Here is a 13,496-nt window from a genome sequence, read left to right on the forward strand (position 1 = left end):
TTAAGGTTTTGACGCCAACGAGCCTTCACTCAATCATTGAGTTCGGCGGGAAGCTTGAATTCTATATCTTCCCTGACACCGGGCAACGTTGTCAATTCAACAGGGCCAAGACTGCTCAAGGCGTTGATCACATCCTCGACCAGAACTTCCGGGGCGGAAGCGCCCGCGGTGAGACCAATGGTTTTGACTCCCCGCAGGAACTCAAGATCGAGTTCGGTTCTATCGGCGATCAGAAAAGCCGGTATGTTGGATTCCGCCCCGATCTCGCGTAGCCGATTCGAATTGGAGCTGTTTTTCGCGCCCACAACCAGCATGACGTCAACCAGTTTGCTGAGTTCGCGCACCGCGCTTTGCCGATTTTGGGTCGCGTAGCAAATATCCTTGGTTTCCGGGCCGACGATGTCTTTGAAACGGCGTTTCAGCGCGGCGATGATGCTCTTTGTATCATCGACGCTCAAAGTAGTTTGCGAGACATAGGCGATCGGCGTGTCTGGAGCAAGGTCGAGTTTTTGCACGTCGGCTTCCGATTGTACGAGATGCACCCGGGCCGGAATACGCCCCACCGTGCCTTCGACTTCCGGATGGCCGGCATGGCCGATCAGCACGATGGCGCGGCCATGCTGGACATAGCGTTCGCCCTGGCTGTGAACTTTCGCCACCAGGGGACAGGTCGCGTCGAGAACCGGCAATCCGAGGGCGGCGGCCTGTTCCTCGACCGAGCGGGCGACGCCATGCGCGCTGAAAATCGTTCGCGCGCCGTGGGGTATTTCATCCAGCCGCTCGACGAACTGGGCTCCCTTCGCCTTGAGGCTTTCGACGACATACCCATTGTGGACAATTTCATGCCGTACATAGATGGGAGGGCCATATTTCTCGAGCGCACGTTCCACAATTTCAATCGCGCGGACGACGCCAGCACAAAATCCGCGTGGCTGCGCCAAAATGACTTTCATGAAATTTGCCTAGCGTCGGATGGATTGTGCCTTTAAAGGCAGTGCCATGGAAAACAGGCGCGACTCGTTGATTCTGGACTGAGTTTGTAGCTATAACAATGCCATTGTCAAACAAATGACATTGTCAAACATTCGCCATTCCGACGGCCAAAGCGCCATCGCGGCCCATCAATACCCGAAATTGCCATCTTTACGGCTTTTGGATTGTCTCCCAGTACCGCGACTATTTTCTAAGCATAGCCTTAGCAGGCGTTTTTTTCGATCGGCGACAGCAAAGCATGACAAAATTTAAAGGACCTTCGGGAAAAAAACCATTCTTGCCACTAGTTGCGTCAGATCCAATCGCGCGGTCTATTGTGGCGATCGTGACAAGTTGCAGTCGGTTCACTTGGATTGTGCTTGCCCTGTCAATCGTGCTGACGGGACTTGCCGGTTATTACGCCGCTAATCATTTTGCGATCAATACGAATACCAACGATTTTATTTCCGAAAAGCTGCCCTGGCGGCAAAATCTTATCGCCTTGGATAAGGCCTTCCCACAGCGCGCGGACCAAATTGTGGTCGTGATCGATGGGGCGACCCCAGAGCTTGCCGAAGCCGCGGCGCAATCGCTGACCGACAAATTGAAGACGCGCCCGGATCTTTACAAATCCGTCGTGCGGCCGGAAGGCGGAGCCTATTTCAATCAAAATGGTCTCCTGTTCATGCCGGCCGCTGAACTCCAGAGCACCATGAAGGGAATTGCCCACGCCCGGCCATTCTTGGTGGCCCTGGCCTCGGATCCGAGCCTGCGCGGAATCGCCAACGCATTTTCCTATATCCCCCGCGGGGTTCAGGCGCAGGCCGGCACTTTGGATGATTTCGATCGACCGATGGCGGTCCTTGGCGACGCCCTGGACGGTGTGCTGGACGGCCGGCCGACTTTTTTCTCCTGGCGCGGCTTGTTGAACGAACAGGCGCCTGATTCTCGCGAATTGCGCCGTTTCATCGAGGTGAAGCCGGTTCTGGACTATGCCGCCCTCATGCCGGGCGAAAAGGCGTCGCAATTTATCCGCCAGAGCGCCATCGATCTCGGCCTTTCCAGCGCATCCGGGGTCAAAATCAGGCTGACCGGCATAGTGCCGATGGCCGACGAGGAATTCTCGACGATTGCGGACGGTGCCGGCCTCAACGCTTTGGCCACGGCCCTGATCGTTCTTTTCATCATCTGGCGCGCGCTGAAATCCACCCGCATCGTCCTTGCGGTGACCCTCACCGTCATTGTCGGTCTCGCGGTCACAGCGGCCGTCGGGATCATGATGGTCGGGGCGCTCAATCTTATCTCGGTCGCCTTTGCGGTCCTGTTTGTGGGCATCGGGGTGGATTTCGGCATTCAGTTCAGTGTCCGTTACCGCGCCGAGCGCCACAAGCAGGCGGATTTCGATCTCGCCCTGCAGCAGGCGGCAGCCAAGGCCGGACGGCCTCTCTCGCTAGCCGCGGCCGCGACCGCCGCCGGATTTTACTCGTTTCTTCCGACCGATTATCGCGGCGTGTCGGAACTCGGCCTCATCGCCGGGACCGGAATGTTCATCGCGTTCTTTGCCGCGATCACGGTGCTGCCCGCCTTGCTGACTTTGCTGCGGCCGCCGCCGGAGGCGGAGCCGGTCGGCTATCTCTTTCTGGCCCCGGTCGATAAATTCATGGCCAGACATCGCTATGCGATCATCATTGGGACATTGGCTGTGGCTTTGGCAGGAACGCCTCTGCTCTTCTATGTCCACTTCGATTTCAATCCGCTCAATTTGCGTAGCGACAAGGTGGAATCCGTTTCCACAATATTGGATCTTCAGAAGGATCCGAATACCGACACTAATACGATCAGCGTTCTCGCGCCCTCGCTCGCCGATGCTCCGGCGCTTATGGCGCGCCTGAAGCAATTGCCCGAAGTTGCCCGGGTGACCAGCCTGGAGAGTTTGATTCCCGAGGATCAGGACCAAAAGCTCGCGATCATTGCGCCGATTGCGAGCTCTTTGCTTCCCTTGCTCGATCCTGCCCGCGAACACGAGCCTCCGACGGACGCCGAAAATGTCGCCGCCTTGGAGCGGGCGGCGGCGACTTTCAATTCGACCGCCGGAGATGGGACGGGAAAAGGCGCCGACGACGCGCGCCGTCTCGCCGCGGCATTCCAAAAGCTGGCGACCGGGTCGCTGGAGCAGCGCGAGGCCGCGCGTCGAGCCTTGGTCCCAAGCCTGGATACGATGCTTGATCTGCTGCGCGCTTCTCTCAGCGCACGAAAAGTGACCGTTGCATCGATTCCGCCTGACTTGGCGCGCAACTGGGTGAGCGCCGATGGCCGCGCCCGGATCGAGGTCGCGCCTGCGGGGGATCCAAACGATAATGCGACGCTGATCAAATTTGCAAAAGCCGTGCGGACGATCGACCCCAACGCCATGGGCGAGCCCATCGCGGTTCAGGAATCCGGCGACACGGTCGTCAAAGCCTTCATCGAGGCGGGGGGATGGGCGCTGCTTTCGATCAGCCTGCTTCTGTTCTTCGTGTTGCGGCGGATCACCGATGTCCTTTTGACATTGGTCCCTTTGCTGCTTGCCGGGGTCGTGACGCTGGAAATCACCGTCCTCATTGGATTGCCGCTGAACTTTGCGAATATTATCGCGTTGCCGCTGCTGCTCGGACTGGGCGTTGCCTTCAAGATCTATTTCGTCATGGCGTGGCGGGCCGGGACGACAAATCTTTTACAATCGAGTCTGACGCGTGCCGTCTTTTTCAGTGCGATGACGACGGCGACCGCCTTCGGCAGTCTGTGGCTATCCAATCATCCGGGAACATCCAGCATGGGTAAGCTGCTGGCGTTGTCGCTCGTCTGTACTTTGGCGGCGGCGATTTTATTCCAGCCGGCGTTGATGGGGCCGCCCCGAAAGGTGGATATGACTGGCGAGGACGCCTAGCGGTTTTAAGGGTCCTCTTTGGCGGTTAAATTGAATCGATCCGTTTTTGGTCCGAAGCCCATGATGAGCTCTTGGGATTGATAGGAATGGATGCGAGCGGAATTGCAATCGAACGAGCCCTTATAGCAAATCCGAACTTTGATCATCCTTGGACATTTGTTGTTGATCGCGACGACGTAGTCGTAAACTTCCTGATTGACGAGATGCGCCCGGGACGAGGGCACCATTTCGAGGCATGGCTTGCCCAAGGGGCTGGCGTGACGAACGCCCAGGAACACGATCTCATGTGAATCCGCCCCCGGAGCCGGCCGTGGTGCGGGCGTTTCCGCGGGGCGATAGGGCTCTTCGGCGCGGGCATCATTCGATCCCGCGAGGAGGAGCGGCAGGCAAATCAAGATATAGACTTGGGACACTCTCATTTCATAATCCCGGCCTGGATTTGTCACTCTTCAAAAACTTGGCCCGGCAAATCTCGCCCGCCGCCATGCCGAGACAAAGTTGAGCGCATTGGCGCTTGTCTTCCGACCGTGGGGCCTTGTCAAACCGGGCTCCGGCCGTTCGGCAATGGCCCCGTTGCTGTTGGTGATCCCCCATGCTACCTGCGGCCATGCTCGAAGGCCTGCCCCCCAATTCGGCCGCACATGTCATGCGCCTCACCTGTGACGAGGCCATGGCGCGCATGATCGCCGATATTATCGTTGAGACCTTCGACCCTGCCGAGACGGCGGCTGCAGCGTTCGAGAAGACGCCGAGCACGAAGGACTGGAATAAGGGGCCTTGGATCGTCGAAGTCTATTTTGGCAGTGCACCCGACGAAGCCAATGTGCGCGCGCTCGTTGCCGCCGCGGCCGGGAGCGAAGCTGCAGAGGCGGTCGTGTTCGATCGCGTGCGGCAGCGCGATTGGGTTGCCTCTTCCCTCGAAGGGCTTGAGCCGGTCCGGGTCCGCCGCTTTGTCGTTCATGGCGCGCATGGCCGCGACGCGGTCCGACCCAATGAGCTTTCGATCGAGATCGAAGCGGCCCTGGCGTTCGGGACCGGCCATCATGGTTCGACGCGCGGATGCCTGCTCATGCTCGATCTTATCGCGCGCAAGCGGCGCCCAAGTTCAATCCTTGATCTTGGTACGGGCTCGGGTGTCCTCGCCATGGCGGCGGCAAAATTGTTAAAACAAAAAATTCACGCCGGAGACATCGACCCGCTCAGCGTAACGGCGGCGGCTGCCAACGCCAGGTTCAACGGTGTTGCAAGCTTTGTGCGGCCGGTCCGGGCAAAAGGGCTTTCGCATCCGGCCCTGCGCGGCGGGGCGCCTTATGACCTCGTCATGGCGAATATTCTTGCCCGGCCGCTGCGCGATCTCGCGCCGGGAATGGCGCGATTGCTGGCGCCCCGCGCCGACGTTATTCTTTCGGGCCTGATCGCGCGGGATGTTGCAGGTGTCATCAGCGCCTATCGGGCGCAAGGGCTGGCCCTCACGCGCAGGACCGACATCGACGGCTGGGCGACCCTATTAATGCAGCGCGGCGGCAAGGATCGCCAGACCATTTCTGCTTGAACCGTCGCAGCTTTAAAGCGCTTTCATCCGCGCCCCAGCCAGGCGAAGCCGCGCGAGCAGCATGCCGCGCAACCCGGCGAGATCCAACCCTAATACAATGGCAGCGTAGACGGCAATACCGGTTGCGACCTGTTCGGCAAGCGTTGCAAAGCCAGGCTGTTGATCGCGCATCGGCAAAATCATGACCGACATCACGGCATTGGCAAACATCGTGATCGCTAGATCGCGCGGGCGCGGCCATTCCCGCTTTGCCGCACTCGCATAAGCGATCAGCACGGCGAGCGCCACGACCATGGCCCCGGCCTGGGCGATCGCAAGGCTCGATCCATTCGCGTCGCGCGGCAAACTCAAAATCAGGATGGGATCGACTGCGCAAGCGGCCAAAGCCGCGACAATCAAAGGGGCGGTTTTCTTCTCGATGAGAAAAATGGGATTGATGCAATATTGAATCACGGCCATGCAGAAAAGGCCTGTCATCATCAACGGCAGCAATAAGTCAAAATGGCTGCGGAACTCCGCCGGCACCACCAATTGGGCGATCGAGGGCAGAGTCAGCCAAAGTCCCGTGCAGGCAGGCAGAACCATGGCGATGACGATGGTCATGTTGCGGGCGACCTGCTGCCGCGCCTGCATCGGCCCATGCAGCTCGTGGGCCGCCACCGCGATTTGGAACAAGACGATGTCGAGGGCGGAGCCAATCGCCTGGATCGCCTTGGTGCCAAAATCATAGGCCAAAGAAAATTGCCCGGTCTCGGAAAACCCATAGACGATGGCCAGAATGGAGCGATTGGCTAGTGGGATCGAAAGATAGAGCAGATTGGCGCCCACGATGGGCAGGCTGTAGGCCATCAGCGACCGTGCGATCGAAAATCTCGCGAGCGCGGGTTTGGAGCCGGGATCGCGCAAGGCCGCCCGCGCCGTGACGATGGATCCGCCGAGGCTGATAATCGTCCCGATCAGGGTCATCTTGGCGGAGCCGAATATAAAGGCTCCTCCGCCCATCAGTGCGAAGGCGAAAAGATTCTTGACGAGAACGAGCCGGGTGAAGAGCCGGTCGTCAAAGCACGCGCGCACCAGCGCGGTATGATAATCGAAAAGCCCGTTGGTGACCGCGACGCAAAGGGCGAGTGCGATCAAGCCGTTTGACAAAGTGAAGGTGACACCGGTGAACAAAAGCAGGCTGGCACCCGCGGCAAGCCCCAATGTGATGAAGATAAAGCCGAGATCGAGGGTCGCGCGCACGGCCGGCTCTGCTTCCCTGGTGCGCTGGGAATAGAACCTTGTCGCTCCGAGCCGGATCCAATCGAAAAACCCGGTTTGCACAAAGATCGCGGTTGCATGGGCGAGCGCGAAACGGCCAAACTCAGCCGGGCCGAGAAAGGTCGCGATGAGAAGTCCAATCGCGAAATTGAACAGGAGGTTGCAGAAAAAGACGAAAAAAACCGTCATCGATGAGGCGTACCAGGGTGGCTTAGGGTCGCGCGGGAGTGCGGTTCCGAGCAAGCCCATGCAGGATCGGGGCGGACAAGGCGAAAAATGATTTTCTCGTTCATCAACAGGGAACCAACCATGTCCACCATGAATATCGGGTGAAGGAAATCACAGACTTATCATCTCATTATACCAGTCTCACGCTTATTTTACGAGATTGCGGTCGGCCAGGGCCTGCGCAATTACCTTGCCACTTTTCTGTTCCCGAGGAACCCGCTAGAAGGGCGCATGACGCATGATGTTACCCTCCCTGCTGCCGCGCTTGCGGGGCTTTTGTCTTTTCTCAGCCCTTGCGTGCTGCCGCTGGTGCCGCCCTATCTGACCTTTATCGCCGGAACAACCATAGAAGAGGTTGCCACGCGGCGCGAGGCCCGGGCACGGCGCGATATTTTCCTCGCCTCCCTGCTTTTCATCCTCGGCTTTTCGACGGTGTTCGTAGGTCTCGGCGCGACGGCCTCGGCCTTTGGTCAGGTCTTGCACGAATATTTCGCGCGTCTTTCGCTCCTGGCCGGGGTCGCAATCATCGTGATGGGATTGCATTTTCTGGGCGTTTTTAAGTTTGCCTTGCTCTATCGCGAGGCACGGGTCGACGTCCAAAAGCCGGTGGGGATTTGGGGCGCCTTTGTCATGGGGCTGGCTTTCGGTTTCGGCTGGACGCCGTGCATCGGTCCCATTCTTGCCGCGATTCTTGCAGTGGCCGCTTCGCAGGATACGATCGGCAAAGGCATAGCATTGCTGGCCGCTTATTCGAGCGGGCTTGGCCTGCCATTTTTGTTGGCCGCGTTGGCGATCGAACCCTTCATCCGGGTCATCAAACGGTTCCGGCCCTACTTCGGGGCCCTGGAACGGGTCATTGGCGTCCTCCTCGTGGCCACGGGGATCGCCTTCCTGACCGGATCGGTCCAGGATCTCTCGGCCTGGCTGTTGCAGACCTTTCCAGGCCTTGCCAATTTGGGTTAGGCCACCGCCTCGCAGGCCTAATTGGCGAGCTCGTAATAGCTGATCCTTCCGTCGGGGCCTTTTTTCCAAACATAGACGACATAGTCGGTCCGCATGACGTCGCCCTTTTTGTCATAGCTGAGTTCGCCGATCACGGTCTTAAAGATCATGCCGGAATGCATCGTCTTCGCCATCTCCAAGGGATCGATGGATTTCGCCGCCTCGGCGGCTTGTTTCATGATTTCGACGGCGGCATAGGAATAGAGCGTGTAGGTTTCCGGATTGAAATTCTTGGCCTGGAATTCCTGGACCACCCGCGCCGCATCCGGCCGGTTGCGAGGGTCGGGCGGAAACGTCATGAAGGTCCCTTCGACTCCCGGGCCGCCTATGGCGGCGAATTCATCCGAGGCGATTCCATCGCCAGCCATCATGACTGTGTCGACGCCCTGATCGCGCATTTGGCGCACAAGCAGTCCCGCCTCGGTATGGACACCGCCCCAATACACAATGTCGGCCTGCGATTCTTTGATCTTCGAGACGATGGCGGAATAATCCTTCTCGCCCTTGTTGAGGCCCTCGTAGAGAGCCACTTTGATGCCCATTGCATCGAGATTCTTGCGGGTTTCATCGGCCAGGCCTTTTCCGTACGTGCTCTTGTCGTGAATGATCGCGATTGCCTTTGGTTTTCGGCTGGCGAGAAAACCTGCGGCGACGATCCCTTGCTGATCGTCCCGCCCGCAGGTTCTGAAAACCGTTTCGAGTCCGCGTTCGGTGATGAGCGGATTGGTCGAGCCGGGCGTAATATTCAGAATATTATTTTCGGCATAGATCGTCGAAGTGGGCATGGTGACGCTGGAATTGAAGTGCCCGACAACGAGGCTGACTTCCTCGCCTACGAATTTATTGGCAACGGATACGCCTTGCTTGGGGTCGGCCGCATCGTCGCCGATCGAGAGGATCAATTGCTGGCCGAGAACGCCTCCCGACTCATTGATGTCCTCGACCGCCTGCTCGACGCCTCGACTCAATTGTCCGCCGAATGTCGCGTCGGGGCCGGTGATCGGCCCGCCGACGCCGACCCTGATCTGCGCATGGGCAGCCGGCACGCAGCCCATGCCGATCGTGTAGGCGAGCGCTACAAAGACGGCGCGTGACCCCTTCATGCAAATCGTCTCTTTGCAGGTTTGCTCAAAGGCGCGCCTCCGAATGTTCACAGCGGGGTCCGCTCGGGCAATTGAACGGGCGTCTGCATTGTTGCTCCTTGAGAGGACGGTGCTCCGGTCGACAACGGCAAACCTATCTTTTTCTCTGCGGCAGCCAGCCGTACTGACAGCGCATCTGCATTTTCCGTGTAAGTGTAAAACCGAGAAACGCCGATGCGAGAGCCACGACATAATCCGCGACGAAATCCGGCCAGGACAGAAGCGTTTCATCGAAGAGCGCATAATGCAGGAAACGGACGCCGGCGGCGATAGGAACCATAGGCAGAAGCAGGTAATAAAGCGGCCGCCAATGCTTAGCGAGGGCGCGTCCGGCCGCAAAGGCGGCGGCGCCGCCGAGCGCAACGCTGAGGCCAAGAAAGACAAGGAGAGCTTTGACGCCGGCTGCGAGGAAAAACATACCGCTCAATGGCCCCCCTCGAGATAGGCGGACCGGATTTCGGGCCGCGCGAGAAGCTCGCCGCCGCTGCCCGAGAGAGAGATAAGCCCGTTGACCATCACATAGCCGCGATGGGCGAGCCTTAGCGCATGATAGGCGTTCTGTTCGACGAGGAAAACGGTAAGCCCTTCCTGTCGGTTCAGATCGGCAATCACGCTGAATATCTGCTTGACCATCAAGGGGGCCAATCCGAGCGAAGGTTCGTCGAGCATGAGAAGACGGGGCCGGCTCATCAGGGCACGGCCGATCGCGAGCATCTGTTGCTCACCGCCAGACAATGTGCCGCCGCTTTGGCTGACCCGGTCCTTCAAGTGCGGAAAGATCGAGAAAATCCGTTCGAGGTCCGACGCGAAATGGGTGCGTGGCTGCATCGCGGCCCCCATTTGCAAATTCTCATAGACCGTCATGCGCGGAAAAATTCTTCGGCCTTCGGGTGCCAGCGCCAAACCGAGCCGGGCGATCGCATGGGTTGGCATCTGCGTAATGTCGTGCCCGTCGAACAGGATGCGGCCTTCTCGGGCGCGCGGATTGCCGAAGATCGTCATCATCAAAGTTGTCTTGCCGGCGCCATTGGCGCCGATCAGGGTCACGATCTCGCCTTCATGGATTTCGACGTCGACGCCTTTCAGGGCGATGATATTGCCATAAAAAGCCTTGAGCCCGCGTGCCGACAGCAAGACTCCTGCGGAGGCGTTGTTCATGGTGTCGATCCGCCAACCGGGAAAATCTCGGCTTCAGCGTCCACGCCGAGATAGGCTTTGATCACCCGATCATCTTCGCGAACAGCGTTCGGCGTGCCGTCCGCGATCTTCACACCGTGATCAAGGACGACGACATGATCTGAGATTTCCATGACCACCGACATATCGTGCTCGATGAGAAGGATAGAGGTGGCGTGCTCGTCTCGAATTTCCAGAAGCAGTCGCTTGAGTTCGGCCGATTCGCGTGGGTTCAGTCCCGCCGCCGGTTCATCGAGGCAGAGAAGGGTCGGCGCGGTACACATCGCCCGCCCGATCTCGAGGCGCCGTTGGGCGCCGTAGGGAAGCTCTCCAGCCGGATCGTCGGCGCGGGAAAGGAGATCAAGCTTTTCGAGCCAATAGCGCGCCGTTTGAAGCGCTTGCGCTGTTCTCCTTCGGTCGGTGCCAAAGCCTGGCATGGTGAGCAGAAAATTATGCTGCGCGACGATGAGATTTTCGATCAGGGTCATGCCGGCAAACAGCCGGATGTTCTGAAAACTGCGTGCGACGCCGGCATGGCGCGCAATCTCGAAATCGGCCATGCGTTCGAGAAGGAACACTGCGCCTTGGTTGGTTTTGCTGAAGCGCTTGCCGCTGCGCGTCAAGGCCAGCACAGCCTCCGGCGTGACAGAGTCCCCGCGGGCTAGGACGAGGCGCCCGCTCGTTGGCTTGTAGAAGCCAGTGACGCAATTGAACACGGTCGTCTTGCCGGCGCCATTCGGGCCGATCAAGGCCGTGATGTCGCCGCGCCCGACGGAAAGCGAGAGATCCTCGACGGCGGTGACGCCGCCGAAATGCATGGTCAAATGGTCGATTGAAAGTAGCGGCGGATCAGCCAAGCGCATTAGCCGTGACCTTCCCCCGCAAGTGGTCCGGTCACGGGTTTTTCCTTGGTGAGAAAGATTGAGGGTGTGCGGAAAGCGACCAGACCGCGCGGCTTCCAGTTCATCATGACGACCATGGCCATACCGACGATGAGCATCCGATATTGCGCCGGATCGAAAGCATTGCCGAAGAGGTGCCTAAGGCTGCCCATTTCCCGCAAGAGCTCCGTGCCGCCGATAATGCCGAAGGCGGCCAGGGCGACGCCAAGCTGAGAGCCCTGGCCGCCCAGTACGACAATAGCGAGGATCGTTGCCGATTCGATAAAGGTAAAACTTGAGGGAGAGACGAAATTCTGCCGGGCCACGAAGAGGGCTCCGGCAATGCCGGCAATAAAGGCTCCGAGCGCAAAGGCGGTGAGCTTTGTCGTCACAGTGTTGATGCCGAGCGAACGGCAGGCTATTTCATCCTCCCTCAAGGCCTCCCAAGCGCGCCCGATGGGATGACGGCGCAGGCGCGAGGTCAATGCATTGGTCAAGAGAGCCAGGGCGAGAATCAGAAAATAGAGAAAGACGACACGGTGGATCGGCAAATATTTGAGGTGGAAGAGTGCCGCAAAGCCATCGGGTCCGGGGATGAAAGGCCAGCCGAAAAAGTCTATCCGCGGAATCGATCCGATACCGGCATCGCCATTGGTCAAGGCGGTCCAATTGACGAGAACGATGCGGATGATTTCGCCAAAGGCCAGCGTGACGACAGCCAGATAATCGCCGCGCAGCCGCAGCACGGGAAAGCCGAGCAAAGTCCCCCAAATCGCGGCGAGACCACCGGCGACGGGTAGGCAGAGCCAGAACGACCATCCCCATGTTGTGGAGAGGAGTGCGTAGGAATAGGCACCCACCGCATAGAAGGCCACATAGCCAAGATCGAGAAGACCGGCGAGCCCCACGACGATGTTCAAGCCCCAGCCGAGCATGACATAGAGCAGGATTTGGATGCCGTAATTATCGATCCATTTGAGCGAACCCGCCGGTCCCGCCAGATAAAGCGAGACAAAGGGGAAAGCGATAAGAGCAGCGACACCCGCGCTTGTAGCAAAACGGGAAAGTCCCGACAACGCGGAAATGATGTGTTGGGAGGACTTGCGGATTGCCTGGGGGACGGCGATGCGGCGCGCAAACATAAGGCCGAGAAAACGCAAGATAAAGGTCGCCGCAACGGCTATGAAGACGGCAAACCAGCGCTCCTTTAGAACGAGCTGGTGAGAAAAATCCGCTTCCGCCCGATAGGCGAGGATTGGAAAAGACAGCCCGAACATCAGGAGGGCGGCCTTTGAGGCGCCCTTCAAAGCTTCCCAGGCCTTGGCGTTGGGCTGGTTCGCAGACTCGTCGGAATATCGACTCATATTTTCTCGACATCCGGCCGGCCAAACAGGCCCGAAGGCATAAAGATCAATGTCACCGCGAGGATCGAGAAGGCCGCAACGTCTTTGTAGTCGCTTGAGAAATATGCAGACCAGAAGGTTTCGACGAGGCCGATCAAAAGGCCACCAAGAACCGCTCCTGGGAGGGAGCCGATCCCGCCAAGGACCGCCGCCGTGAAAGCCTTGATGCCGGGGACGAAACCATCGCCCGAGTTGATCACGCCGTAATACAAGAGATAGAGCACGCCGGCGACCGCCGCGAGCGCCGCGCCAATGACGAACGTCAAGGAAATCGTTCGATCGACATCTATGCCCAGAAGCGCCGCCATGTTTCTATCTTGCTCGCAGGCGCGCTGGGCCCGCCCCAGCGGCGTTTTTTGCACCAGAAACCAAAAGCCGGCGAGGAGCAGCGCGGTCAACACCACGATGAGGATTTGCTTGAACGAGAGAGTGACCGCGTAGGGGCCACCTTGAGTTAGCCGCATGACCTCGTTCAGCATTGGGGGGAGAGATTTGTTGCGCGGTCCTTGAACAAGATAAACGAAGTTCGACAGAAAAATCGACATTCCGATCGCCGAGATCAGCGGAGCCAGCCGAAACGATCCACGGAGGCGGCGATAAGCCAAGCGTTCGATCATATAGCTCCACAGCGAGGTCAGCGCCATGGCGGCGAAGAGGACTACGATAAAGCTCAATGCGAGAGAGTCGAAACCCAATATCTGCGTCAATGCCAGGTAGATAATCAGCGCGATGAAGGCCGACAGCATGAAAACATCGCCGTGAGCGAAATTCACCATTCCGATGATGCCGAAAACCATCGTGTAGCCGATGGCGATCAAACCATAGATTGAGCCCAGCGTAATGCCGTTGATCAATTGCTGCAGGAATATCTCCATAAAAATCCCTCACAATCGCAAATGTGAAGCTAGAGCATTTTTAAATCCCGGTAAAACAGCTTTGGCTGGTGTTTGGATA

13 protein-coding genes are annotated in these 13,496 nt (G+C 58.6%); 3 read left to right on the forward strand and 10 right to left on the reverse strand.

Going from position 1 to position 13,496, the window contains the following annotated elements; genetic code table 11:
• Positions 1-29: 29 nt before the first annotated feature.
• Positions 30-953, reverse strand: coding sequence for a 4-hydroxy-3-methylbut-2-enyl diphosphate reductase (locus CU048_11350; GenBank protein ID QBR71766.1), 924 nt, complete (start codon positions 951-953; stop codon positions 30-32).
• A gap of 278 nt (positions 954-1,231) precedes the next feature.
• Between CU048_11350 and CU048_11355 the strand changes: the two genes are divergently transcribed.
• Positions 1,232-3,898: a hopanoid biosynthesis-associated RND transporter HpnN gene (locus CU048_11355; protein QBR71767.1), complete on the forward strand. Its 2,667-nt coding sequence runs from the start codon at positions 1,232-1,234 to the stop codon at positions 3,896-3,898.
• A gap of 5 nt (positions 3,899-3,903) precedes the next feature.
• Here CU048_11355 and CU048_11360 read toward each other — a convergent pair whose 3' ends face one another.
• Both CU048_11360 and CU048_11365 read right to left on the reverse strand, forming a co-directional pair.
• Positions 3,904-4,317 carry a hypothetical protein gene (locus CU048_11360; GenBank protein ID QBR71768.1) on the reverse strand — a complete coding sequence of 138 codons (414 nt, stop codon included), beginning with the start codon at positions 4,315-4,317 and terminating at the stop codon, positions 3,904-3,906.
• Position 4,318: 1 nt separating this feature from the next.
• The gene (locus CU048_11365) at positions 4,319-4,507 is read right to left on the reverse strand and encodes a hypothetical protein (protein QBR71769.1); all 189 of its coding nucleotides are present in this window, start codon (positions 4,505-4,507) and stop codon (positions 4,319-4,321) included.
• Here CU048_11365 and CU048_11370 point away from each other — a divergent pair.
• Positions 4,506-5,450 (forward strand): 50S ribosomal protein L11 methyltransferase, encoded by a 945-nt coding sequence (locus CU048_11370; protein QBR71770.1) that lies wholly within the window; start codon positions 4,506-4,508, stop codon positions 5,448-5,450. The two genes, CU048_11365 and CU048_11370, sit on opposite strands and share 2 nt — an antisense overlap.
• 12 nt (positions 5,451-5,462) lie before the next feature.
• On the opposite strand, the gene CU048_11375 is transcribed toward CU048_11370, so the two are convergent.
• A complete protein-coding gene (locus tag CU048_11375) occupies positions 5,463-6,899 on the reverse strand; it encodes a teichoic acid transporter (GenBank protein QBR72879.1) in 1,437 nt (478 codons plus the stop codon).
• A 270-nt stretch (positions 6,900-7,169) separates the two neighbouring features.
• Here CU048_11375 and CU048_11380 point away from each other — a divergent pair, with 270 nt between their 5' ends.
• Positions 7,170-7,901, forward strand: coding sequence for a cytochrome C biogenesis protein (locus tag CU048_11380; protein QBR71771.1), 732 nt, complete (start codon positions 7,170-7,172; stop codon positions 7,899-7,901).
• 17 nt (positions 7,902-7,918) lie between these two features.
• Here the strand turns inward: CU048_11380 and CU048_11385 are convergent, their stop codons facing one another.
• The 6 genes from CU048_11385 to CU048_11410 all read right to left on the reverse strand — a co-directional run bounded on the left by CU048_11385 (position 7,919) and on the right by CU048_11410 (position 13,417).
• A complete protein-coding gene (locus tag CU048_11385; GenBank protein QBR71772.1) occupies positions 7,919-9,043 on the reverse strand; it encodes a branched chain amino acid ABC transporter substrate-binding protein in 1,125 nt (374 codons plus the stop codon).
• Between the two features lie 133 nt (positions 9,044-9,176).
• Positions 9,177-9,500, reverse strand: a complete 324-nt coding sequence (locus CU048_11390) for a hypothetical protein (protein QBR71773.1) — start codon at positions 9,498-9,500, stop codon at positions 9,177-9,179.
• Positions 9,501-9,505: 5 nt separating this feature from the next.
• Positions 9,506-10,240 carry an ABC transporter ATP-binding protein gene (locus CU048_11395; protein QBR71774.1) on the reverse strand — a complete coding sequence of 245 codons (735 nt, stop codon included), beginning with the start codon at positions 10,238-10,240 and terminating at the stop codon, positions 9,506-9,508.
• Positions 10,237-11,121 carry an ABC transporter ATP-binding protein gene (locus tag CU048_11400; GenBank protein ID QBR71775.1) on the reverse strand — a complete coding sequence of 295 codons (885 nt, stop codon included), beginning with the start codon at positions 11,119-11,121 and terminating at the stop codon, positions 10,237-10,239. Before CU048_11400 ends, CU048_11395 begins: the two co-directional genes overlap by 4 nt.
• Complete coding sequence (locus CU048_11405; GenBank protein ID QBR71776.1) at positions 11,121-12,503, reverse strand: branched-chain amino acid ABC transporter permease; 1,383 nt, start codon at positions 12,501-12,503, stop codon at positions 11,121-11,123. The genes CU048_11400 and CU048_11405 overlap by 1 nt, the downstream gene beginning before the upstream one ends.
• Positions 12,500-13,417 (reverse strand): branched-chain amino acid ABC transporter permease LivH, encoded by a 918-nt coding sequence (locus CU048_11410; protein ID QBR71777.1) that lies wholly within the window; start codon positions 13,415-13,417, stop codon positions 12,500-12,502. Before CU048_11410 ends, CU048_11405 begins: the two co-directional genes overlap by 4 nt.
• Between the last annotated feature and the right edge of the window lie 79 nt (positions 13,418-13,496).

Source organism: Beijerinckiaceae bacterium (assembly GCA_004564215.1).
Classification (GTDB): domain Bacteria; phylum Pseudomonadota; class Alphaproteobacteria; order Rhizobiales; family Beijerinckiaceae; genus Methylocapsa.